The organism is Roseateles sp. GW821-FHT09B06, from assembly GCF_059418245.1.
Window position 1 is genome coordinate 43,091 of the sequence record NZ_JBWKPM010000011.1, and the last position, 24,500, is coordinate 67,590.

Here is a 24,500-nt window from a genome sequence, read left to right on the forward strand (position 1 = left end):
CGTCCTCAGCCCAGATTCCGCACGATGAACGGTCCCAGCCAGTTGGCCCAGCTGAGGGGCATGCGCCGCCAGGTCTTGATCAGCAACTGATACTTGGCGTTGGCGGGATTGTTCTGAGGCACGGCGTCACGCTTGTAAAGGCAGTACTCGTAATGCAGGGGCGTGGGCTCGAAACCCCAGTTCTTCTTAAAGGCATAGGAACCCGTGCCCTGCTTGCTGCGGCCATAGTCGAAGACCTTGAGCCCGCGGGCACAGGCCCGGCGCATCAGTTCCCAATATTTGAAGTCATTCGCCGCCAGATCGCGCGCGCTCTGGGCGTCGCCGGCATAGTAGGGCAGCACTTCATCACGAAAGTAAAAGCTGAGCACCGAACTGAGGGGGGTGTCACTCGCATCGGTGACGGTCAGGACCTCGCAGTCCGCACCGAACTCGCGCTGCAGGGCCTCGAAATAGCGCTTGGGCAGGGCCGGCGTGCCGTGGCGATGCACGTTGTCGGCATAGAGCGCGAAGAAGCGGTCGACGCTCGTATCCCGATGGGCCAGCAAACCGTTCTTGATGCCCTTGCGCACCATCGCCCGCTGCTTGCGCGGGATCGCCAGCAGATTGGCCTCCTCCTCGGGCAGGATCTCCTTGCGGAAGGTCACATACAGGTCCTGCCGCGGCCAGTCGGGATGGCGCGGCTCGATATTGCGCAGTTCCAGGTGCTCCGCATCGAGCCGGCGCGCCAGGCGCTGCGCCTCCTGCTCCAGCGCGTCCGCGGCCTCGAGGCTGTCCGCGGCGACGCCGCCGTACACGGCGAACGGCAGACCGACCAGCGCATGGCCGAACAGGCGGCTCTTGACCTGGGCCAGCGGCAGCACGCCCTCGATACGCCCGCCCCGCTCGGCATAGAGGAAATGGCAGGCATGGCCGAACACCTCGCCGATCAGGCGCTGCCACGCGGCGCGATGGAAGAAGGTGGCCTGCGGGCAGTCCAGCACAAAGGCGTCCCAGGCGGCGCAGGCCGGAACGTCAGCGGCCGACAGGCGCCGGACTTGCAGCGCGCCGCTCATGCGACGCGCGCGGCCGCGCTTGCCTGGCCCAGGAAAATCTCGTCCATGCGCCCCCAGGCAAAATCTTGCAGCAGTCGGCCGATGCGCGCCTCGGTACGGGAGATATTGACGTAGTGGCGGAAGCGGGTCCTGGCGTCGATGCCGGCCACGCGCGGCTGCTCGACATCGATCTCCCACGGGTGGAAATAGAACACCGCCGACTGCTGATCGACGCGATTGACCTGGCCGATCATCCAGCGCGACAGTGCATAGGGCAGCAGGCGGAAATAGCCCCCGCCGCTGGACGGCAGATTCCGGCCGCGCAGGCGCAGGGTCGTCACCGGCACCTCCAGCAGCCCGTCGCGCACCGGGTAGGCGAAGCGCGGCGAATCGGGCATGCCGTAGTGGTCGTGCCGAATCGGGTAGATGCTGGAGCTGTAGCGGTAGCCGGCTTCCCGCAGCAGGTCGAAGGCCCAGAGATTGGCCTCGGCGATCGAGAAGCTCGGCGCCCGATAGCCCAGCACCGCCCGCCCGCCGATGTCCTCCAGCAGGGCCTTGGCGCGGGTCACGTCGGCGCGGAACTGCGCGGGGCTCAGATCGCTGGCGCGCTCGTGGCCATAGCCGTGGCTGGCCAGCTCATGACCCGCCGCGACGATGCGGCGCACCATGGCCGGATAGCGCTCGGCCACCCAGCCCAGCGTGAAGAAGGTGGCGCGGGTGTCATGGCGCTCGAGCAGCGCCAGGATGCGCTCGATATTGCGCTCGACCCGGCATTCGCAGGCGTCCCAGGCGCCGCGCGCGATATAGGGCGCGAAGGCGGACACCTGAAAGTAGTCCTCCACGTCGATCGTCATCGCGTTGCGCAGCGGTGGCCGGTGCTGTGCCATCAGCATCGCGAACCTCCCCCGGCATTGCGATGCATGCGCCGCAATGCGGCCGACAAGCGAATGGCGGCCAGGCTCATGGTGGCGTCTCGCTCGATGAGGGCTTGACGGCCTCGACCAGCTTCTGCATCAGACCCAGGGTCTGCAGATTGATATGCTCCAGACGCATCAGGCTGGCCTCCAATCGCCCCAGACGTTCCGCCTGCTGCTCACGCGACAGCGCAGCGATTTCCCCGGCCAGACCGCCAAGATCGCCCGATTGGAAACGGCCCGGGTCGATCTCCCCCAGCCCCGGCAGGCTCGGATGGGCGCCGTTGAGCGCCGGTTTTCCCGCGGGTATTTCGCTCTCGCGCGCGATGTCCTGCAGCACCTCTTCGACGTCGCTCAGACTCAGGTGCGCCTTGTCCGCCATGAAGCCCAGCAGCAGCAGGCGGTCACACAGCGAGTTGATGCGCCGCGGAATGCCCTGGCTGGCCCGGTGGATCGCGGGGAAGGCATCGGCCTCGAAACTGGGCTTCCCGCTGCTGCCGGCACATTTGAGCCGATGCTCGATGTAGCGTTGGGTTTCGTCCTCGTCGAGCGGACCGATATGGCAGGTCGCCGCAACGCGCTGGCGGAACTGCTCCATCTCGGGCCGCTGCAGGATGTTGCGGAACTCCGGCTGGCCGACCAGGAAGGTCTGCAGCAAGGACTGGTTGCCGAACTGGAAGTTGGACAGCATGCGCAGTTCCTCGACCGCGCGCGCGGTGAGGTTCTGCGCCTCATCGACCACCAGCAGGCAGCGCTTGCCCAGGCTGGTCTGATTGACGAAGAAGGCCTCCAGCGTCATCAGCAGCTCGGACTTGGGCTGGTCCTTGACCCGCACGCCGAATGCCGCCCCGACCATGCGCAAGGTGTCTTCCGCGTCCAGCTGGGTCGTGACGAGGTTGCCGATCACGACATTGCTGCGGTTCAGGCTGTCCAGCAGACCGCGCAGCAAGGTGGTCTTCCCGGCGCCGATCTCGCCCGTGATGACGATGAAGCCGTCGTTGCGCAGCACGCCATAGTCCAGATAGGCCTTGGCGCGACGGTGCTGCTTGCTGCCGAAATAGAAACTGGGGTCCGGGCTCAGCTGGAACGGCTTGCTGCTCAGCCCGTAGAAGGCTTCATACATGGGCTAGAACTGCTGAACGAAGGTGGCAAAGATGGCGTTCTCCCGGTACGGCTGCGATAGGCTGTCGAACTCCGCATGCCGCACGCCCAGTTGCACGCTGGTGCGCATTCCCAGGCGCCTGGTCCAGTTCCCCACGATGGTCTTCAGCTCACTGGAGAGACTGCTGCTGTCGCCGCGATTCTCCTGGCGCATCAGGATCAGAGACAGCGACGAGGTGGGCGTCAGTTGATAGGCCAAATTGGCGGTGACGCCGCGCTGCAGCACATGGGTCGATTGCGACAGGTCATCCTGCACCTGGGCCAGCGCGTCGAGCCGGCGGCTGTTGCTGCGGCTGAGGAGCAGGGTCAGGGTCGTGCGCACCCCCAGCAGGGCCAGCGACAACTCCTGGCGACGCGCCAGGCTGGCCGCGTTGGTCAGAAAGCCCGAGGTCGCGATCGCATCGGGGCTCAGGCCGTTGCGCTGCAAAAAGCTGTTGACCAGTTGCTCGCGCCTGATCGGATCGGGCTCGATCGAGGCGAACTGCAGAAACAGCAGATCGTGGTTGCTCTGCCGACCCGAACCGTTTTGCTGGCCGCTGTTGTTGACGCTTTGGGAATCGACCACACGCCAGACCGAGCGTGCCATCCGGTGCTCGACGCTGAAATTGTGCGTGTTGCCATAGGAGTGGTACTGCCAGTCGGCATTGGTCGTGGTACGCGGCGTCGGCGTCCAGTTCACGGTCAGGCCGTAGGTGTTGTCACCGCGCTTGGCGCTGGAACTGAAGTCGTTGCGTTCGCGCCCGCCGGTCAGGGTGAAGTGCCAGTCGACATCCGGCCGCACGTGCAAGGAACCGGTGAGCGACTCGGTCTCGGTCCGCCGCCCATCGCCGGGCTTCGACCGCTGCGTCTGCAGCAAGGCGGACCAGTTCAGCAGCCGCTGACTGCCCAGGCCGTCAAGGCGGATCAGTCCGCCGCGGTTGCTGGCATCGCCGGACGACGTGTCCTTGGCACGGCTCTCGGACAGATCGGCGCGCACCTGGTAGTTGGCCAGTCCTGCCAGCTGCCCTTTCACATAGGGAGACAGCCCCAGGCTGTATACATCGGTGCGATTCTGCTTGCCCAGGCGCCCGTCGGAGGCGACCACCCCGAAGGCCGAACGCGTCTGCTGCGAGATGCTGGCACGGGCGTCGACATAGAACCAGTTGCTGATGGCCTCGACATTGCCCTGGGCGGCCAAGGCCTGCTGAATGCGATCCTTCTCCGTGGTCTTGTTGTAGACCACCGCGCTGAGCGAGTAGTCCAGCGAGCCGCGCACCCGGCCGCGATTGGAAAACACCGCGATACCCGGGGTGACGGTGGTGATGAAGCCATCGTCCTTGTCCGTCGTGAGCCTCACGTTGTCGGACACGATCTGCGACACAGAAATACGCGGCTGAACCAGCTGGACCTTGCGGGCCTCTCCCTGCTCATCAGCCTGGCCGTGCGCGAGTGCCGGCCCCAGGACCGCACAGAGCAGCAAGCCCCGGTGCGCGGCCCGGATCGGACGAGGATGTCGCAACTCAGGTTTTCTGCACGTCATTGCCATACCCGTAGCCATAGCCATAGCCATAGCCATAGCCATAACCATAGCCACCGGCCACATTGGAACGGGCCTGATTGAGCAGCAGCATCTTGACGGGGCAGGCCTCGATGGTCGCCACGGCCTGCTGAACCGCACTCTGCGGCGTTTTGTCGGCATGGACGACGACGACGATCTGCCCCATGTGCGAGGCCACCACCCGAGATTCGGTCGTCAGCAGCAGCGGCGGCGAATCGAAAATGATGATGCGGTCGGCGTAGCGCCGGGCCATGTCATCAAGCAGATGACTCATCGCCTCGCTGGCCAGCAATTCCGTCGCGCGCGCGTGCGGCGTACCGCTGGGCAGGATCGTCAGCTTGTCGACATTGGTCCGCATCAGCACGCTGGCCATGTCGATCTGGTCCTCCAGCACGTCAAGCAACCCCGGCCCCGGCGGCAAGCCCAGCATGCGCAACACCGAGGGTCGCGCCACATCGGCATCGACCAGCATCACCGTGTTGTCCATCTCGGCGGCGATGCTCATCGCCAGGTTCAGCGAGGTGAAGCTCTTGCCCTCCCCCGCCAGCGCGCTGGTGACCATGATCAGATTGGCATGGTTCAGCGTCGCCGCGCCCTTGCCCATTGCGTTCTTGATCAGTGGACGCTTGATGACGCGGTACTGGTCGGCAATGTGGCTGCGGGGTGAGTGGGGCGTCAGGAAGCCCTGCGCGGCCAGGGCATCGAGGTCCAGTTCGACCCGTTTTGAATGCGGATGGACGGGCTCCTCGACGGGCCCGACCTCGACCGGCACGGCCGCAGCCGCAGGCGGGGCGATGCCGACCGACGGACGCGCCGTGTCGCTGGGCAGTTCCACCCCGGCCTGACGCAGCTGCTCCAGGCGCTGCGCTGCTTGTTCGATAAGACTATTCATGAAATCCGCCTACCTGCCAATCAGAACAGCCATTGCGACCAACCCCAGGGCGAAGGCTCCGACCAAGCCCCCGGAAGCAGCACCGAAACGCATCAAGTCCAGTCGTTCGCGCCGCCGGTCGACATCGGTCACGATGCGCGACACCACACCGAGAATCGGCAGCTCGGTACGCAGTCGCAGCTGGTTGCCATCATGGAAGACCGGGCGCAGCTGGCTGGCTGCAAATGCGGTGAACAAGCCCGCCACCAGGGCCAGCAGCAGCACCCCGGCCAGCAGCAGCAGGCGGTTCGGCGCCACCGGCTTGGACGAGGCCCGCGGCGGATCGATCAGGCGGAAGTCGGCCATGCCGGAAGCCACCTCCAGCTCGCCCGATATCGCGGCCGACTCGCGCCGGGCCACCAGGTCCTCGTAGTTCTTCTTGTGGACCGCATAGTCGCGATTGAGCTGGGCCGCTTCAGCCTCCAGCTGCGGCGAGGACTTGACCGAGGCCAGCGCCTGGTTGTAGCGGGTGGAGTATTCGGCCACCCGGGCCTGAAGGGCCGCCACCTGCACCTCGGCGGTCGCCAGCATGCGGGCCAGTTCCTGGTTCACCAGGCTGTTGCCGGAGCCGCTGCCCAAGGGGGCCGACATCGCGGTCTTGCGCAGCTCTGCCACTTCCTTGCGCTTTTGTTCTTCCAGGTCCTTGATCAGCTTGCGGGTCGCGACGATGTCGGGATGCTGGTCGGTATAGCGCTGAAGCAGCGCATCCAGATTGCGACGCAGCGCATCGATGCGGCCATCGAGTTCGGGGGTGGAGACCGCCAGCGACGACTCCTGCAGCAGACTCTGCGTGGTGGTATTGGCGGCACGCGAGCGCTCGCCATCCAACTGCTGCCTGGCCGAATCGCGCGCATGCTGGGCCTCGCGCAACTCGAGGCGCGCTCGCTCCAACTGGGCGCTCAATTCGCTCAGGCGCGTGGCGGAATCCTTGCCGTCACCGGACATGCGTTCGATATTGCGCAGACGGAACTCCTTCAGCCGTGCCTCCGCTTCTTCGAGCTTGGCCTCGTAGTTCTTGATCTGCTCGCCGATGAAGGTGGCTGCGGTCGCCGTGTCCTTGCGACTCGCCCCCAGGCCGGACTCCACGAAAATCGAAACCAGGGACTGCACCACCCGCTTGGCCGTTTCCGGGTCAACGTCGCGATATGACAAGGTGTAGAGGTTGTCACGCGCGGTGCTCTGAATCGACAGCGACTTGGTCACGGTCTCGATCGTCGCCTCCTGCTGCGCCTTGGACTGGTTCTTCAGGTCCAGATCGGCCATGCGCACCAGTTTCTCGACATTGGGCCGACTGATCAGAGTCCGGCTCAGCATCACCACCTGCTGCTCGACGTTGGGCTGGACCGCCAGCCCCGACATCAAGGGCTTGAGGATCGATTGCGTGTCCACATAGATCCGAGCGCTGGCCTCATAGCGGTCGGGCATCATGACCACGACCACCGCCCCAATGAGTCCGGCGACCCACGCGACGAGCAGGCCGGGCCATCGGTACTTCCACATGCTCCGGGCAATGGAGAAAATCTGCGCAATCAATGAATCCATCGAGATCGGCAAGCAAAGGGTGGACGATGACAATGCGGCACGGTCAAGTGCCGCCCAAGAGCCTGGCTACTCAGCGCTCAGAAGAAACTTTGGGGAATGATCAAGATGTCGCCCGGGCGCATCTCGACATTGGCGGACACATCACCCCGCTTGAGCAGGTCCTTGAGCCGCACCGCGTATTGCTTGTTGCCCTCGGATGAGCGCAGGATGGTCGCCTCGTTGCCCGCAGCAAAATCGGTCAACCCTCCAACCGCAATCATCACATCCAGCACCGTCATCTTTTGCTTGAACGGCAGGAACTGCGGCTTGGCGGCCTCCCCGACCACGCGAATTTGTTCGCTGTAAGGGCCGACAAAACTGGTCACGATCACCGTGACAACCGGATCGCGCACATATTTGCTGAGTTGCTTTTCGATGTCGCGAGCAATCTCGATTGAGTTTTTGCCCTGCGCTGCCATTTCGTCGATCAGCGGCGTGGAAATTTTCCCATCCGGCCGCACCGGCACCGACATGGACAACTCCGGATTGCGCCAGACAATGATGTTGAGATTGTCGCCGGCCCCCACCACGTAGCTGTAGTCCGGGCTTGCAGCCGACGCCGGAGCCGGCGGATATTTGGCCGCCCCGATGGCACAGGCCCCGAGCGACAGGGCGACGGCCCCATATGTCAGCCAACGAGCGACGGACCTTGCACACTTAGCGTAGTTCTTCAAGACGACTCCTCTCCAATATTAAAAAGGCGCGAGCTCACCGTCATCTCGCGAAGCACAACCAACTGCTCGCCACGGACGCACGGCCAAGGCTTCGACAGCAATATATTGATCAGCTTGACGCCGCTGGACATCATGCCATAGTGACTGACCGGCTTCCGCCCGGGAAGCCACGGAGTTACAGGGAATCAGCGCAACTTTTCCCATATTTCAAATGACCAGCCGAATTCAAGCAGCAGTTCACGATTGGCAAGCATTGCTGGGCCCGGAACAGGTCCTGAACGCGGAGGCAGCTCAACAAAACTACGGCCAGGACACCAGCGGCCTTCATCGTGCCATGCCGGCCGCTTTGCGCATCAGCGACCCGGCGACCTTGCCATCGGTGTTGCGCATTGCACAACAACACGGCGTTGCTGTGTACCCCATAAGCACGGGGCGCAACTGGGGCTATGGCTCTGCGCTGCCCGTGCAGCAGGACTGCGCCCTGATTGACTTGTCGCCAATGAACCGGATCCTGCATTTCGATGCCGATCTGGGTGTGGTGACGGTCGAACCGGGCGTCACCCAGGGCATGCTGGCAGACTTTCTCGATGCCGGCGGTCATGATTTCATGGTGCCGGTCACCGGCGCCGGCCCCAGCTGCAGCTTGCTGGGCAACGCGCTGGAACGAGGCTACGGCATCACGCCGTACACCGATCATTTCGGCGCGGTCACCGACCTGGAAGCCGTTCTGGCCGACGGCAGCCTCTATCGCAGCGCGCTCCGCGAAGCCGGCAGCGAGGAACTCGCGCGGCTTTTCAAGTGGAACCTGGGCCCCTATACGAATGGGCTTTTCACGCAGAGCGGCTTCGGGATCGTGACACGCATGAGCATCCTGCTGGCCAGGCGTCCCGAGTGCATCCGTGTCTGCCTGTTCAGCCTGAAGGACGACGCCTTGCTGGAACCCGCGATCGATCGTATCCATGCAATTTTGAGCGGCCTGCCCGGCATCGTGGGCGGCCTCAACCTGATGAACCGACACCGGGTGTTGGCCATGACAGCCCCCTACCCCGAGGCCTCGCAACTGGATGCAGACGGACTCATTCCCGGCGAACTGCTCAATGCCATGGGGCGTGCCTATCAAATTGCCCCATGGACCGGTTTTGCCAGCCTTTACGGACCGCGGAGCATCGTCAAGGCCGCGCAGCGTGAGATTCGACGCCACCTGGCGGGAGTCGCCAGCCGCCTGCTATTTCTGTCGCAAGGGCAGGCTCAGACCTTGGCAAGAATGGCCTCCTGGGCGCCCGGAAAATTGGGGCACAAACTGACGCAAACCGCCACCACCCTGGCCTCCGCGCTTGAGCTGGTATCCGGCCGCCCGAATGAAACAGCCCTGCCACTGGCCTACTGGCGCGGGGGCCGCCCGTCCGGAGCCCAGGTGCGCAACCCTGCCACCGAGGGTGGCGGGGTCAGCTGGTATGCACCGCTCGTACCGATGCGCGCGAGCATGTTGCGCGAGTACGTCAACTTCGTTCACGGCACGACCCGGCGCTTCGGAATAGAACCCCTGATCACCTTCACCAGCATTGGTGAGCGCTTGTTTGATAGCACGGTGCCACTGCTCTTCGACAGAGTAGACACCGAGGCGGTGGCGCAGGCACGGAACTGCCTGGAAAACCTGATCGAAGAAGGCCGGCACAAGGGCTTTCATCCCTACCGACTGAATATCGATTCAATGCCGAGCTTCGCCTCTCGACATCCATGCTCGTCGGCCCTGGTCTCGAAGCTCCGTAAGGCCGTGGACCCCGGCAGCCTGATCGCGCCGGGACGCTATGCCTGACATGTCGGCCATGTCGGCCATGTCGGCCATGTCGGCCATGTCGGATAGTTTTACAGCCCACATGGCAGCCTCTCTTCATTTCACCGGTTTTTTTGCTTTTATCTTTTATAAATCAACAACTTAAGTATCAGCCACAAAATTGGCACGCATCATGCTTTATTGAGGACAGTCACCTTGACTGCACTGGAGACCTCAATGAATCTCAAGCAAACGAAGATCCTCGTCGCAATGGCTGCGGCGCTGGCCGGCGTTGCTGCGGCCCCGGCATATGCGGGCGCGTTGGCGGCAGCCGACCTGAATGTCACCGCGCTCTATCTGTCTGACGCGGCCGGCATCCCGCTCGCCGCGAATGCCAGCCTGGTCATCGGATCGGAATCGCGCACCGGCACCGCCAATGCGAACTACAACGGCGTGTCCGCCATTGGTCCCGGCCCCGGCAGCCTGAGTTCCAATGCGATTGGCGCCCCTATCGATGTGCTGGCACGCTGTGTTGGCCCGGATTGCGGCACCGTGGCCGGCACGTTGTACGGCGGCAACTACGAAAACAATGGGACGGCGCATATCCTGCCGCCGCCCACGGCGAACTTTGCGCTGGGCGACATGAACATCAGCGGTTCGGCTGTTGGTGGGGCGGTGCAAGGCCTGACCCGGGCCGATGCAGCCGCCATTGGCCCGAACAACGAGGGCGGCAGCAATGCCACCATCCTGAATTCGGCCTCGGTCACCTCGACTTTCACGGTCGGCACCAGTTTCAACGGACGGGTTGCCATCACGGCCGATGCCTATCATGCGCTGTGGGTGAGCAATGCCCTGAACCGCAAGGACCAAGCCTCGGGTGGCATCTCTTGGCTGATGACCCTGAATTGCAACCCGGGAAATGGGCAGAGTTGCGCTTCGTTCGGCTCCACCTTGGTCTTCCAGCCCACCGAACTCAACAAGACCGGGTTCGTGACCGACAGCGCATTCAACACCAGCTACAGCTTCAGCGGTACGGCAATATCTGATGCCCGCGACTTCGTTGCTGGCAACACCTATACCCTGTCCATCATCCAGGCGAGTAACGTAACCGTGATCAGCGCCACCCCCGAGCCGGCCAGCTTGGCCTTGGTAGGCGCCGCGCTGCTGGGTCTGGGCGTCGCTTCGCGCCGTCGCAGCAAGAAGTAAATTCCGCCGTCAGGCAAACCCAAAGGGGCCACTTGGCCCCTTTTTTGTTTATCTAGATGTCCCGTTTGATCTCGACCACCGGCCCGCGCCCTGCGTCGGCGGTGCGGCAGTCGATCTTCATCAAGCTGAAGTCCCCCGGGACGTCAGCAAGCTGGTACGTCTTCTCACGCGCATTGCAATAGGTCGTCCGACGTATGCCCCACCTCGAGCGCTGCCACACAGCGCCGCCAGGCAGCGTCTGGCTCATCCAGCTTGAAGCCGAAGAACTCGCTGGACTCGCTTTGCTTCTTGCGCACGGCCTTCACGTGGATCAACGAACGCTCCCCTTCGCCCAAATCAATGACGGCCTCGCCATCAATGTCCAGGGGAAGATCCAGTTTCGACTCGGCTTGAAAACCAGATAGTGATACCTCAACGACAGTCAGCATAAAGACCCGATCGCTGCCTTCCAATTGGAATCGGACTTGTCCAGGGCAACGCAACGAATAGCGCTGGTGCCGTCGCAAAGGGTGATCTCCTGTCGCATTGCTGCCGAGCATTGGTAAAACCCAACGGTACTCCGTCAGTTGATAGATGGACCACAGCAAAGCCTTGCGCCTGTCATCGAGTCTTGCGAAGGTGTCGCTGCATTTGTTGAAAAAGTGATCGAGCAGCACCGGCGTCATCACTGGATCATTGGTCGTGAAATACCTCCGCTTCGGAAAGCGAATATTCTGCAGGCGTAATCCAACAAAGTATTTGTAGAGATTTTTTCGCGGACGACGACGCCCGTAGATCTCGCGGAAGACCTCCGGCGCAACTCCCAGGTCCAAACTGGCCCCAACGGCCGGCGCACCATTGGCAAAGTCATAGTGATCCACCGGCCGCTCACGCAGGCGCCTGAAAAACAAGAGGGACTCGTAGAGTTCGATTTTCTCCGGATTGACCGCGATGACCAAATGGCGCGTATCGAAAAACTCCGTGCAGTATTCATACATGAACTTCATTAACGGAAACAGGATCGCTCCGCCCGTCTTCCGAAAGTCCGGGTGCACGGCCAGCGCCGAGATCTCAGCGATGTTTCCCGCCTGAGCCCGTACCGGCTCGAGGTCGAAAATCTGCTGCAGCGGGAAACCGAACACCCCCTCCCGCACCATCGACATGGTGCCGACCACCTTACCCTCATACTTGGCGCACAAGGTCGTCGTGGTCGGCAATGCGTGATAGATGGTGATGCGCATGCCCGATGGGTCCGGCTTCATGAAGCCACTTGCCACATAGGCATCGTGCAATATTCGGAAACACGCTTCCAGGTCTTCTTTGGTCTTCGCGATCTCCAGCACCAGGCGCGAATCTGGCTCTGGATCGCAATCGATCATGTGTCGGTAGACTGCGAACCGTGCATCGGTCGGCAGATAGCCAAACAGGCGACGCAATCCCTGATGGAGTCTTTTACGCAAACTTGATCGACGAATCTTTTTCATGGTCTGCCCCCTATGTACGCCCGCCCAGCCATGCCCCCTTGCTCAACAGCAGCAATTCAACAGTTCGACAACAAGTCACGCTCAAAGTGACATTGACAGTTTCTTAACGTCGGCCTGCTGTGCGAATTTATCGCCAAGCTTTGCTAAGCGATCCAACTCCTCCTTCGCCTCCGATTTCCTGCCTGCCGCGACAAGAAATTTCGCGAGATGCAGGCGATGCAAGTGGTATTCGGGCGCCAAGGCAATCGACTTCTTCTGCAAATCGATCGCTTCGTTCAATCGACCCTGGCCCGCATGGATTTCAGCCAAGGTATCCATGAATTCCGGCCTGTTCGGCACAGCTTTATTGGCACGCTCGGCCAGTTCCAGTGCACCCTCTCTCTTCTGGCGGTAGAGCATCCAGGCCAGATTGTTCAACGCCGCACCATTGTTCTGATCCATCTCCAGCAATCGCCGGTAGTACCGCTCCGCAACATCCAGTTGCCCTTGGGCAGTGGCGAGATCAGCCAGGTAGGTAATGAAGAACGCATCGTTCGGCACACGCTGCAGCCTTTGCTTTTCCAGGGCCGTGGCCTCGTCACGCTTGCCCATGGCCACGAGCGTTCGATGCAGACGGATGGCCAGCCCCGGAGCGCCGGTCCGATCAAGCCCCTGTTTGAAGACGGCCGCGGCGCCCGACAAGTTCTTTTGGGCAAGAGCGATGTCTCCCTCCAGCATATAGCCCGTGAAATCACTCGTCTGCCGAGACTGCGCCATGCGCGCGATTTCCAGAGCCTGCTTGTGCCGTCCGGCCGCCATTTCCAAGGCAACCAGGGCTTGATAGCTTGGCATATGGTCGGGTACCGCAGCGATGGCCCGCCTATAGGTTTGCAGCACCTGCGCGTCGTTCCTGCTCCGTGCGTAGGCGTCCGCCAGGAGCATATAGGGCTGCGGCAATTCCGGCCGCTTGGCAATCAGTTTGGAATAAGTGCTGATGGCCTGATTCAGATCGCCACTCGCCTGCTGAGCCTGCCCCAACAGCTGAAGCAACTCGGCGTCGTCCGCAATCGCGGCATTGGCTTCCTGAGCAGACAGCAGAGCTTGTTTGACATCAGGCTTGGACAGATGAAGCCGGATCAGCATGGCACGCGCCTCGCGCTCATTGGGCGCGCTCTTGATGGCTTTCGACACCTGCTTCACCAGGTCGTCATAACCAGCCCCCGCCGTTGCACTCATGCGGACCAGAGCCAATTGGGCACGCGCGTTATTGGGTTCAACTTCCAACAGCTTGTCGAGGCGCCGGCGTGCCTGATCGGCATGTTTGTCCTGGATATCCATCGACACAAGGCTCAGCACCGCGGGAAGATGGGTGGGGGTGATCTTCAATGCGGCCTCGAAAGCCTCTCGCGCCGCATCGCGCTTGCCTCTGGACAGTTCGACCCGGCCTCGCAGACTGGCCACATTGACCTGGCCCGGCTGCTTCTTTTCCAACGCATCCAGGGCCGCGACCGCTTCGTCGATCCGGTTACGTCGCCACAGCACGCCAACCAATGCCATATCGGCGGCAATGCCCTTTTCCGAAGCAGCGACCTCCCTCAATGCACCGACTCCGGCATCGACTTGCCCCTTGCCAATTTGTGCTAGGGCGAGCGCAATGCGACTCGTGACATTGGACGGATCCTGTTTGGCGGCGCGTGCAAACAGCTGTTCGGCCTTGTCAGACTCGCCGGCCATGAGTTGAGCCTCGGCGGCAAACACGAGGGCCTGGGTCGGTGGGGTCGGAAGACTCAGCAATGGCTGGAGCGTCGCGAGCGCCTTCACCGAATCCCCACGCCGCAATTGCACCTGCGTCATCTGCAGACGCACCGCAGCCATGCTCGGTGCGATGCTCAAGGCCTTGGCAAGGTGATCTTCCGCCAGCGTCAGGGCATTGCGCCGCATCTCAATCGAACCGGCTAGATACAACACATCGGCGTTGTCCGGCATGAACTTCAACAAGGCCTGCGTCTGCTCTGAGGCGAGTGCCAGATCATTTGTTTCCAGCGCCAACCAGCCCTTGAAGAAACGCGTTCGCGTATGGTTGGGCGCCACCTTCTCCAAACGGGCCAGCAAATCCCCAGCCGCCTTCAACTCGCGGCCATGAATCAGGATGGGCATCAGGCCACCGTAGGCCGCCAGATTGTTGCGATCCAACTCAATGGCTTGCTCATAGGCGACGCGAGCCTTGTCGGCCCCTTGCGGCTCAGCCATCAAGAGGTCGCCCTTCAGCTGCAGCGCGCTGGAATTCTTGGGAGACTGGTCGAGCACCCGCTGCAAAGCCGCGTTCGCCCCAGCCAAGTCCCGGCTGGCAGCCAACACCCGCACCGACAGCAACTGCGCGTCAATGTGATTGGGGATCGCTTGGAGTGCTGCCTGAACTGCGGCCGTGGCCGCACCGAAATTTCCATTGGCGGCATAGGCGGCCCCCAAGGCCACCTGGAGATCTGCAACTGCTGCAGGCGCCTTCAGTTCCGTTTTCCCATAGCGCGCAATCAGTTTGTCGAACGACTGCTGGGCAAGCAGCGCCCGACCAAGGGCGGGCGCGACAAGGTCGGGTGAGTAACCCAATTCCTCCGCCTTGCTCAGCTCCACCGTCGCCCCCACGGCGTCCCCGCCTTCGAGCAGCACCGTCCCCAGCAGATAGCGCGCCTCGGCCAGCGAGGGATTCTTCTGCAATGCATTTTTCAGCTGGATAAGGGCTGCCTTGCGATCCTTCTTCTCAATATGACTCTTGGCCGACGCCATCAACGCCTCGGGCGACTCGCCCAGGCAGCCTGCCAAAGCAAGCACCAAGGTCAGACTGCCCCATTTAATCGCCTTGCTCACGTGCCTCAAGTTGCTCACCCTGCCCTTTTCTTATACCTATTTGATCTGCAATCGCGCCATCAGGTCGTACAGCGTGGGCCGGCTGACGCCGAGCAGTTCCGCTGCCTTCACGATGTTGCCGTCGGTGTGTGCCAACGCCGTGACCACGGCCTGCCTCTCGGCGCGCTCGCGCACGGTCCGCAGATCGATCGGTGGCGGCTCCCGCTCGGCTGCATCGCCCCGCGGCAGGCCCAAATCATCACAGCCGATACGGTCAGCGTCGACCATGATCGACATACGCTTCATCAGATTCTGAAGTTCGCGCACATTGCCGGGCCAGGCATGCGCCTCGATCACCCGCGCTGCCTCCTCGCCAATGCTCAGTTGGGAGCGACGCTGCTCGGTGGCATATCGTCTCAGGAAGAAATGCGACAACAACACCGCATCGCCGCTGCGCTCGCGCAACGGCGGGATGTCCACAACGATCTCCGCCAGTCGATAGTAGAGATCCTCGCGAAACAATCCGTCGCCGATCAGCTTGCGAAGATTCTGATGCGTGGCGCCGACGATGCGCACATCGACCGGGATCTCTTGCCGACCGCCCAGTCGCTCGATGGACCGCTGCTGCAGGAAGCGCAGCAGCTTTCCCTGCAGGGACAAGGGCAGATCACCAATCTCGTCCAGCATCAAGGTGCCGCCATTCGCTGTCTCGATCTTGCCGACGGTCGTCTTCGTCGCCCCGGTGAACGCCCCCTTCTCGTAGCCGAAGAGCTCGCTCTCCAGAAGGTTCTCGGGAATCGCAGCACAATTGATCGCGACAAAACGCCCTTTGCGCTTCGAAGCGTCGTGCAGTCCTTGTGCAAGCAGTTCCTTGCCGGTTCCGCTCTCCCCCAGCAGCAGTACGGTGGCATCGCTGGATGCGACCTTCTCGATGGTGCGGCAGATCTTCAGCATGCGCTCGTCGCGCGTGATCAGGCCACCGATGCCCTCGCCCGTGACCAGCGACTGCAAGCGACGATTCTGCTGCTGCAAGTCGTAAAGGCGATAAGCGCGTTCGACGGTCAGGCTGAGGACATCCGGATCGATGGGCTTGGCCAGGAAATCATAGGCCCCCAGCCGGATTGCCCGCAGAGCATTGGCTTGGTCGTTCTGGCCGGTCAGCACAATGACCTTGACGGCCGGATCCTGCTCCAGCAACTGCTCCAGAAGCTTGAAGCCCTCCGACACCGAATCCTGGTCCGGCGGCAACCCCAAATCCATGGTCACGACCGCGGGGCCGTGACGGCGGAACTGCGCCAGAGCCGAAGGCACATCGTCGGCAAGCACAGACTCGAAGCGGTCGAGCGACCACTTGATCTGCTTCTGCAACGCCAGGTCGTCCTCGACGATCAGTAGCGGCGGGGAACTGCTGCTCACTTGACGCCCAGCATGTCAAGATCCGAGACCGGGGATGCATGGAACAACGGCAGCAGAATGGTGATCCGGGTTCCTCGATTCAGTTCGCTGTCCACTTTGATCTGTCCCCCTAGTTCGTTCAAATACTGGAAACTCTCGTAGGCACCAATGCCCATGCCGCTGGTCTTGGTCGACTGGAACGGCTTGAAGAGCCTGGTCCTGATGAACTCCTCCGACATGCCGCAGCCCGTATCGCCCACCTCGACGCGCGCATAGCTACCGGCGGCTCCCAGATGGAACCACACTTTGCCCTGCTCCGGCGTGGCATCGAGCGCGTTCTGCACCACATGGCCCAACACGCGCTCGATACGCTCCTCATGACCGCGGGTGCTGACCGCGGCCTCGACCTGCAGCACCAACTCGCGCCCCTTGCTTCTCGCCGCGGCGGCCAAGCGCCTCGCTATGGGCTCGAGATCGACGCCACCGGCGACACCCTGCGGCCGCTCCCCCTCGCGCAGTTGCAGCATCAGCTGGCGCATCTTCGCCAGCGAGTTCTCGACCGTCGCCAACATATCGTCCTGGAATTCCGGGTTGTCGCGCAGACGATAAGCATTCTTCATCATCATCGACAACTGCGTCACGATGTTTTTCAGATCATGGACGACGAACGCCGACATGCGGTTGAATGCATCGAACTTGCGCGCTTCCAGCAAGGCCTCGGTCGCCATCATCAAGGCAAGATAGCTGGACGCCTGGCTGCTGGCCGTCCGCAGCAGATCGCGTACCTCCCAGTTCAGATCCAAGTGCGTTCGCGGCCGCGCCAATGCGACGAAACCGATCATCTCCGGACCGGTCCCCAGCGGCAGCAACAGCCAGTAGCGCTCATCCCGCAGCGACCAGGCCGGCAATTCGCACCCAGAATAACGGCCGGGGAACCGCCTCAATTCGTCCAGATCCACGATCCAACTCTTGGAACGGAGATAGATCATCAGCGGTGTTTCGGCATCCTCTGCCTGGCCATGAATGGGCATGTTCCAGGCCGCGACTTGGCGAAACTCCGTATGTGCCCCTTGCTTCAGCCACAAGGCCCCGGCCGGACTCTCCACCAAGTTGGCCAAGCCCTTGATCACCGAGTTCCCCAGTTCCTGCGGTGAATTCTGAGAACTCAGCATGACGGTGAAGCGCAACCACTCCTCGCGATAGTCGTAGCGGTAGCGGAAGAAATGCTTGCTGATGTAGACCTTCAGCTTGGCTCGCATCGCACCGGACAGCAGCACGATGGCCAGCGCCAGCAGCGCAACGAAGACCAGCGCGATCTGGAGCGCGCGCCCCCAGTCGCCGCCTGTATAGCGAACGTAGTAGCCAACCGCCGAAATGAGCAACAGGTAGGCGCCGGCAATCAGCAAGGTGGCCGAATGGAAGACGGCCACGCGAGAAACATGCAGCTTGGTCAGCCAGTTGGCATCACGCCGCGAGGCCAGGTACAGCAATGGGAGCACGATACTGTGCACGGCCGGCCGGATGGCCAGTGCATCGCCATCGAATTGCCGAAACAAGGCGGCCTGCGAGTAGACGTAGACGTCAAAGATGAACAGCGAACTCAATGCCAAGCCGATGGGCTTGACGCTCCAACGTGCTTCCGTCGATACACCGCGAAGCAGTTGCTCCACGAGCATCAAGCCGAGCAATGCCAAGGCAAGCATCAAAAACGCATTGGGCCGCTGGAAATCGGGCTCGGGATAGGGGCCGTAATAGGCGAATATCGACATGCCGATCATGCCCAGCAGCGCGGCGAGCATCACGAGGATCAGCTGGCGCACAGGACGGCCGACTCTGTGCGAGGTTCTGGGCAGCAGCAGCAGCGCAAAGCTGAACCACAGCCCATAGCGCAGGGCATCGGCGAGCGGTAGCAGCAAGTCGTCGAAGCCGCGACGCGGCCAATACTGCACGGCCAGACCCGCCCCCACCCACAGCAAGCTGGCCACCAAGGCGCCCAAGAGCGCCCAGGCGCTGGCAGTGCGTGCGACTTGACTGCGCCATTGGCGCAGCATGTAGTCCGCCAAAAACATCAGATAGCTGCCTGCCGCGAACGCGTAGGACAGAAATCCTATATCCATGCTGCTTTGAAGCATTCGCTATTCAAACATGCCTAAAGCAGCCCCGGCCATCGGCGCGAACGCCCGCGGCATATATTTGCCGAACCTAGCGAGCACCCTTGCCCGTCAGCACCACCGCCACGGTTTCCAGCAGGATCAGAAGATCGAGGAACAGCGTGTGATTCTTGACGTAGTAGAGGTCGTACTGAAGTTTCTCGACGGAGTCTTCCACGGTCGAGCCATACTCGTAGCGAACCTGCGCCCAACCCGTCACACCCGGCTTGACGCTGTGCCGGACAGCGAAGTACGGGATCTTGGCGACCAGCTCATCGACAAAGTACTGCCGCTCCGGACGGGGGCCGACCAAGCTCATCTCCCCCTTCAGCACGTTGATCAACTGCGGCAGCTCGTCGATGCGAACGCGGCGGATGAAGCGACCGACCCGGGTCACCCGGTCATCATTCTTGCTGGCCCAGCGCGGCTTGCCATCCTTCTCGGCATCGGTGCACATGCTGCGAAACTTGATCACCTTGAATTGTCGGCCGTTCAAGCCGACACGCTCCTGCCGATAGAACACGGGGCCGCGCGATTCAAGCGCCACCGCCAGGGCGGTGACCAGCATGATGGGCGCCGCCGCCAAAAGGATGGCGAAGGAGAACAGCAGATCGAAGCCTCGCTTGACCGCGGTGCGGAGCACGCCCTGGTTGAAACCATCCCCGAAGATCAGCCAGCCCGCATTGACGTGACTGATCTTGATCTGCGCCAGCGTCTTCTCGAAATAGGTCGCGATATCGACCACCTGGATGCCATACAGCTTGCAGTCCAGCAGCTGCCGCAAGGGCATGCTTCCACCACGGCGCTCCGACAGGGCCACCACGATCTCGTCAACGCCCAGGCGCAGCGCGGTCTCGGTCAGACTCCCCTGAGGTTCGACCAATTCGGCGCGAGCCACTTCGGGCTGGATTTCATTGGGGCCCGCGAAATAGCCCACGATGTGCACATGTGGGTCCGCAGCCTTGAGGGTCAGGCCGACGGTCTTGGCAATCTGACCGCAGCCAAAAATCAGGATCTTGGTCTTGGCCTGGGCCTGCACACCCGAATGAGCCGCATAGACACGATGCGCCAGTACCGCGGCGACGGCCGCCATGGCCGCGAAGGTCAGCAACTCGCGGTGATCTGCATTGGCGGGCAACAGGCTGAAGATGCCATAGGCCAAGGGCAAGGCGATCAGCAGGGCCAGCAGACCACGGGCGCATGACTCGGTGATCGAGCGGTTGTGAACATGCTGGTAGAAGCCGGTCGCCGAATTGATCACGAACATGCAACCCGCCAGCGACAGGCCATGCGAGGCCGCGAACGGGATGATTTTCCCCGCGCCTTCGCCCTGACTCAGAACCACGGCAAAAAGCGCCACGATGATCAGACCCACATCGAAGAAGATCTGTAGCAGTGTGCGCCTGTGCAAATAGTGATTGAATATCCGAACCATGCTCATCCCCAGTCGCATTGCTCAAATGCCGATTGCTGCATCCGAGCTGGATTTCTTGCTTGCCCCAGAACTCATTGGCGGTCGGTCCACTCTCTTTGACTCGGCGCCAGCACCGTACTGCAACATCGGCACCAGGATGCCTCTTGCGAGGCTGGGCAATGATGGAAACCCGCTGTGCGGCCGCATCATGCCCTCCTGTCTGGGTCTTGAAAGCCCCTCGTTTAAAGGGTCCTCTACGCTTGAAGAAGCCCCCTTGATCTTGACGACAGGGAGGGGCTGCGCAAGCACCCCTAATTCATAGGGATTCCCGTGAGGCGCCCTGATTGACCTGCGTCAGGAGTCTGTAACAAGCACAGTAGAGCCGAAGTTCCCGTCATCTCGACATCTTCAAAGCATTCGCCGCGTGCGTATTGCACACGGCTCTCGGCCACGATTGGTTTCGCCAACCGATATCACCGCAGCAAAGAAAAAGCGCCCACCGAAGTGGGCGCTTTCGCGAAGGGAGAGAAGCCTGCTTAGCGCACCACGGCGATCTGCTCGCGGGCACCGGCCTTGTAGGTGAACAAGGTCAGCGCGCCGTTCTTGATGTCGCCCTTGTTGTCGAAGGCGATCGTGCCGGTCACACCCTTGTAGCCTTCGGTCTTGGCCAGCACCGGCAGGTACTTGGCCGGGTCGGCGGAGCCGGCCTTGACCATCGCGGCGGCCATCACGTTCACGGCGTCGTACACATAGGGCGCGTAAATCTGCACGTCGACCTTGTACTTTTCCTTGAACTTGGCCTTGAAGGCATCGGTCGACTTCTTGGCATCGCCCTCGACGCCACCGGCCTCGGCGCACACCACCTGGCCGTCGCCCATGGTGCCGGCGGCCAGCTTGGGCAGCTCGCCCGAGCAGATGCCGTCGCCGCCCATGAACTTGGCCTCGATGCCCAACTGCTTCATCTGGCGCAGCATCGGGCCGGCCACCGCGTCCATGCCGCCGAAGAACACCACATCCGGCTTCTTGGCCTTCAGGCTGGTCAGGATGGCGGTGAAGTCCGTGGCCTTGTCGTTGGTGAACTCGCGGCCGACGACCTTGCCGCCCGCCCCCTTGACGCCCTTCTCGAACTCGTCGGCCACGCCCTGGCCGTAGGCCGTGCGGTCGTCGATCACGGCGATGTTCTTGCCCTTCAGCTCCTTGACGGCGTACTTGCCCAGCGTGCCGCCCAGATGCACGTCATCGGCCACCACGCGGAAGGTGGTCTTGTAGCCGTTGCGGGTGAACTTGGGGTTGGTCGCCGACGGCGAGATCTGCGGGATGCCGGCATCGCTGTAGACCTTGGACGCGGGGATCGAGGTGCCCGAGTTCAGGTGGCCCACCACGCCGTTGACCTTGGAGTCGACCAGCTTCTGCGCCGCGGCCGTGCCCTGCTTCGGATCGCCGGCGTCGTCTTCGGCCAGCAGTTCGAACTTGGCCTTCTTGCCGCCGATGGTGACGCCCTTGGCGTTCAGGTCATCGATGGCCATGCGGGCGCCCAACTCATTGTCCTTGCCCAGGTGAGCGATGGCACCGCTGGTCGGACCCACGTGGCCGATCTTGACCACCAGATCCTGGGCCATCGCGGTGCCGCTCAACACCACAGCCACCGCACCCACGATCACATTCAACTTTGCTTGCATGTATTAACCTCCGAGTTGGAAGAAGGAGAACTCTTGCTGTTGAGATATCAACCCAAGGAACATACCCCAAATCCCCAGCCGTCTCCATGGGGAAAGCGTGAGCTTCGATGCAGACTCGGCGCAGGCTTCGGGGCATGACGGCAGACCCTGCCGCCCTCGTACGCTGACGGCCGAATCGGCGACGGCCAAGCGGCTCAACGCCGCCGGGCGCAGCCGGTTGACAGGGCCCTCCCGCCCTTAGCGCAACAAGCGATCACGCTCCTGCTGCAGCACCTCGTTCAGGGTTTTCCGCAACAAGGCTTCCATCTGCGGCGCAAGCAACTCGCGCAGCTCCTGCAGCAAACCCCGAGCATGGCGCGCGGCGGCCTGCTCGATGCGCTCACGCAACTCCTGCTCCAGCCATTCGTCCAGCGCCAGATCGAACGCCTGGCCGGCGCGCTGACGCAACGCGGCCTCCAGCGCCTCAAAGAAAGCCTGGTCGGGCTGCGCCGCCAGCACAGCCGGCGCCGGGGCAATCGCGGGAACCCGGGACGACATGGCCGATTCCGCGGCCAGCCCCAGGTCCAGGTCCAGGTCCAGTTCGAAGTCATCCTCGGCCGAGGGTGGCAACGGTGGAGGCGCATCGAAAGCCTCGAATGCGGGCTCGACCGGCGCGACGACCGGCGCCACGGGCGGCGGCGCCGCCTGCACCGCCGCGGCGGCAAGCGGCCCCTGCGGCAATACGGCCGGGCCGGAGCTACGGAACACCGTCTCGTCCAGCACCTCGGTCAAGGTCGGGACCACACGCGGCGGATGCAAGCTCATCGTGACTCCTCGCGCACGGTATTCGTCATGCCGACACCACATGATGGTTCACGGCATACCCGAGCTGCTTGTACTGCTTGAAGCGCCGGCGTCCGGCCTCCACCTGCTCCGGGTCGACGCCCACCACCTCCAGCACCCGCTGGAACTGCTCGAAGCCCTCCGGCAGCTCGCCGCCCAGGTTCAGTAGCACCTCGCGATGCGGCTGCGCCGCGGCCTGTTCCGCCAGCAGCAGCGGCGTGCGCGGCAGCACGGCCGATTCCGTTCCGGGGCGCACTCGCAAATGGGGCACGAACTCCGTGGATTCGAAATCCCACAAGGCCTGGTCCAGCCGGTCCAGCAGCGGCGCCGGACCGACCACCGCGACGCGCGCGCCACTCAGCTGCGCCTTGCGCAGCAGCCGGCAGACATAACCCAGCCGCTCGGGCACGCCGGTGTAGAAGCTGACCTCGGTCATGCGCGTGCCCGTCGTCCGCGTCTCAATGCGCCTGCGACAGCACGAAGTGCGTCAGCAGGCCCACCGGACGGCCCGTGCTGCCCTTGGCACCGCCGCCCTTCCAGGCGGTGCCGGCGATGTCCAGATGGCCCCAGCGGTACTTGCTGGCGAAGCGCTGCAGGAACTTGGCGGCGGTGATCGAGCCGCCCTCGCGGCCGGCCACGTTGGCGACGTCGGCGAAGTTGCTCTTCAGGCCGTCGTCGTACTCTTCGTCCAGCGGCATGCGCCAGCAGGGGTCCAGCGAGACATCGCCGGCCGCCAGCAGCGCGCCGGCCAGTTCGTCGTCGCTGGCGTACATGCCGCTGCGCACGCCGCCCAGCGCGATCACGCAGGCGCCGGTCAGGGTCGCGATATCCACCACCACGGCCGGCTTGAAGCGCTCGGCATAGGTCAGCGCGTCGCACAGGATCAGGCGCCCTTCGGCGTCGGTGTTGAGGATCTCGATGGTCTGGCCCGACATCGAGGTCACCACGTCGCCCGGCTTGACCGCGTTGCCGGCCGGCATGTTCTCGCAGGCGGCAATGATGGCCACCAGGTTCAGCTTGGGCTTGAGCTCGGCCACCGCGCGCAGCGTGCCCAGCACGCTGGCCGCGCCGCCCATGTCGAACTTCATCTCGTCCATGCCGGCGCCCGGCTTCAGCGAGATGCCGCCCGAATCGAAGGTGATGCCCTTGCCCACCAGCACCACCGGCGCCACCGTCTTGGCCGCGCCCTCGTAGCGGGCGACGATGAAGCGCAGCGGCTCGGTCGAGCCCTTGGCCACGGCCAGGAAGCTGCCCATGCCCAGCTTCTCCACGGCCTTCTGGTCCAGCACCTCGACCTTCAGGCCATGGCTGCGGCCCAGGGCCTTGACCTGCTCGCCCAGATAGCTGGGCGTGGCGTAGTTGGGCGGCCGGTTGGCCGCCTCGCGGGCCAGCTCGATGCCGGCGGCGATCGCCTCGCCACGCGCCAGGCCGGTCTTGACGGCCTTGGCCGCGTCCTTCGGTGCCAGCAGGGTCAGCTTGCCCAGTGCGGCGGGGGCCGGCGCGCTGGGTTTGGTGTGACGGTAGACATAGACCACCTCGGCGGCGCCCAGCACGGTCTGCTCGACCAGGCTCTCGCTCAGGCTCTCGAACCCGGCATAGGCGATCGCGGCATGCGCGGCGCCGCGCCCTTTCAAGGCTCCCAGGCCGGCCTGCACGGCGGCGCGCGCCGCCTTCAGCGTCGGCTTGCCGACACCCGCCAGCACCAGCCGCGGCGCCTTCACGCCGGCCACGCGCTGCAGCACCAGGGTCTTGCCCGCCTTCAGCTCGAAGTCGCCCAGCTTGATGGCGTCCTTGATCGCGGCGGCGAGCGTGGCATCCAGGTCCGTCGGCACAGCATCGCCGGCCAGCAGCAGAACCAGCGCATCGGCGGAGACGCCGGCCAATGCGTCCAGGGAGGCAGACTGAGTACGGAAGTCCATAATATCGGGGAAAAGATAAAGTGCCC

18 protein-coding genes are annotated in these 24,500 nt (G+C 63.0%); 2 read left to right on the forward strand and 16 right to left on the reverse strand.

All coding sequences use genetic code 11. The features are described from left to right. Positions 1-5: 5 nt before the first annotated feature. The 7 genes from AC07OQ_RS11790 to AC07OQ_RS11820 form a co-directional block, all read right to left on the reverse strand. The gene (locus AC07OQ_RS11790; protein ID WP_495053319.1) at positions 6-1,052 is read right to left on the reverse strand and encodes a FemAB family XrtA/PEP-CTERM system-associated protein; all 1,047 of its coding nucleotides are present in this window, start codon (positions 1,050-1,052) and stop codon (positions 6-8) included. Further along, positions 1,049-1,924, reverse strand: coding sequence for an XrtA system polysaccharide deacetylase (locus tag AC07OQ_RS11795; protein WP_495053320.1), 876 nt, complete (start codon positions 1,922-1,924; stop codon positions 1,049-1,051). Before AC07OQ_RS11795 ends, AC07OQ_RS11790 begins: the two co-directional genes overlap by 4 nt. Before the next feature lie 67 nt (positions 1,925-1,991). Then, positions 1,992-3,068: an XrtA/PEP-CTERM system-associated ATPase gene (locus AC07OQ_RS11800; protein WP_495053321.1), complete on the reverse strand. Its 1,077-nt coding sequence runs from the start codon at positions 3,066-3,068 to the stop codon at positions 1,992-1,994. A gap of 3 nt (positions 3,069-3,071) precedes the next feature. Continuing rightward, a complete protein-coding gene (locus AC07OQ_RS11805; protein ID WP_495053322.1) occupies positions 3,072-4,631 on the reverse strand; it encodes a TIGR03016 family PEP-CTERM system-associated outer membrane protein in 1,560 nt (519 codons plus the stop codon). After that, a complete protein-coding gene (locus AC07OQ_RS11810) occupies positions 4,606-5,535 on the reverse strand; it encodes an XrtA-associated tyrosine autokinase (RefSeq protein WP_495053323.1) in 930 nt (309 codons plus the stop codon). The genes AC07OQ_RS11805 and AC07OQ_RS11810 overlap by 26 nt, the downstream gene beginning before the upstream one ends. Positions 5,536-5,544: 9 nt before the next feature. Beyond that, on the reverse strand, positions 5,545-7,128 hold the full coding sequence (locus tag AC07OQ_RS11815; RefSeq protein ID WP_495053324.1) for an XrtA system polysaccharide chain length determinant: 1,584 nt from the start codon (positions 7,126-7,128) through the stop codon (positions 5,545-5,547). 65 nt (positions 7,129-7,193) lie between these two features. Further along, positions 7,194-7,787, reverse strand: coding sequence for an XrtA/PEP-CTERM system exopolysaccharide export protein (locus AC07OQ_RS11820; protein WP_495053420.1), 594 nt, complete (start codon positions 7,785-7,787; stop codon positions 7,194-7,196). A gap of 253 nt (positions 7,788-8,040) precedes the next feature. Here AC07OQ_RS11820 and AC07OQ_RS11825 point away from each other — a divergent pair, with 253 nt between their 5' ends. Together AC07OQ_RS11825 and AC07OQ_RS11830 are read left to right on the forward strand one after the other, a co-directional pair. Next, positions 8,041-9,645 (forward strand): FAD-binding oxidoreductase, encoded by a 1,605-nt coding sequence (locus AC07OQ_RS11825; protein ID WP_495053325.1) that lies wholly within the window; start codon positions 8,041-8,043, stop codon positions 9,643-9,645. A gap of 195 nt (positions 9,646-9,840) precedes the next feature. Then, positions 9,841-10,809, forward strand: a complete 969-nt coding sequence (locus tag AC07OQ_RS11830; RefSeq protein WP_495053326.1) for an EDSAP-1 family PEP-CTERM protein — start codon at positions 9,841-9,843, stop codon at positions 10,807-10,809. A gap of 164 nt (positions 10,810-10,973) precedes the next feature. Here the strand turns inward: AC07OQ_RS11830 and AC07OQ_RS11835 are convergent, their stop codons facing one another. The 9 genes from AC07OQ_RS11835 to AC07OQ_RS11875 form a co-directional block, all read right to left on the reverse strand. Then, on the reverse strand, positions 10,974-12,272 hold the full coding sequence (locus AC07OQ_RS11835; RefSeq protein ID WP_495053327.1) for a GNAT family N-acetyltransferase: 1,299 nt from the start codon (positions 12,270-12,272) through the stop codon (positions 10,974-10,976). Positions 12,273-12,353: 81 nt separating this feature from the next. Then, positions 12,354-15,116: an XrtA/PEP-CTERM system TPR-repeat protein PrsT gene (gene prsT, locus AC07OQ_RS11840; protein ID WP_495053328.1), complete on the reverse strand. Its 2,763-nt coding sequence runs from the start codon at positions 15,114-15,116 to the stop codon at positions 12,354-12,356. Between the two features lie 36 nt (positions 15,117-15,152). Beyond that, positions 15,153-16,511, reverse strand: a complete 1,359-nt coding sequence (gene prsR / locus AC07OQ_RS11845) for a PEP-CTERM-box response regulator transcription factor (protein WP_495053329.1) — start codon at positions 16,509-16,511, stop codon at positions 15,153-15,155. Beyond that, positions 16,508-18,622 carry an XrtA/PEP-CTERM system histidine kinase PrsK gene (gene prsK / locus AC07OQ_RS11850; RefSeq protein WP_495053330.1) on the reverse strand — a complete coding sequence of 705 codons (2,115 nt, stop codon included), beginning with the start codon at positions 18,620-18,622 and terminating at the stop codon, positions 16,508-16,510. Before prsK ends, prsR begins: the two co-directional genes overlap by 4 nt. A 70-nt stretch (positions 18,623-18,692) precedes the next feature. Further along, positions 18,693-20,081 (reverse strand): TIGR03013 family XrtA/PEP-CTERM system glycosyltransferase, encoded by a 1,389-nt coding sequence (locus AC07OQ_RS11855; RefSeq protein ID WP_495053331.1) that lies wholly within the window; start codon positions 20,079-20,081, stop codon positions 18,693-18,695. 509 nt (positions 20,082-20,590) lie between these two features. Beyond that, the gene (locus AC07OQ_RS11860; RefSeq protein WP_495053332.1) at positions 20,591-21,733 is read right to left on the reverse strand and encodes a branched-chain amino acid ABC transporter substrate-binding protein; all 1,143 of its coding nucleotides are present in this window, start codon (positions 21,731-21,733) and stop codon (positions 20,591-20,593) included. A 237-nt stretch (positions 21,734-21,970) separates the two neighbouring features. Beyond that, positions 21,971-22,504 carry a hypothetical protein gene (locus tag AC07OQ_RS11865; protein ID WP_495053333.1) on the reverse strand — a complete coding sequence of 178 codons (534 nt, stop codon included), beginning with the start codon at positions 22,502-22,504 and terminating at the stop codon, positions 21,971-21,973. Positions 22,505-22,562: 58 nt separating this feature from the next. Further along, entirely contained in the window at positions 22,563-22,991 is a 429-nt protein-coding gene (locus tag AC07OQ_RS11870) for a DNA polymerase III subunit chi (protein WP_495053334.1), read from the reverse strand. Positions 22,992-23,013: 22 nt separating this feature from the next. Beyond that, complete coding sequence (locus AC07OQ_RS11875; RefSeq protein ID WP_495053335.1) at positions 23,014-24,474, reverse strand: leucyl aminopeptidase; 1,461 nt, start codon at positions 24,472-24,474, stop codon at positions 23,014-23,016. Positions 24,475-24,500: the final 26 nt, after the last annotated feature.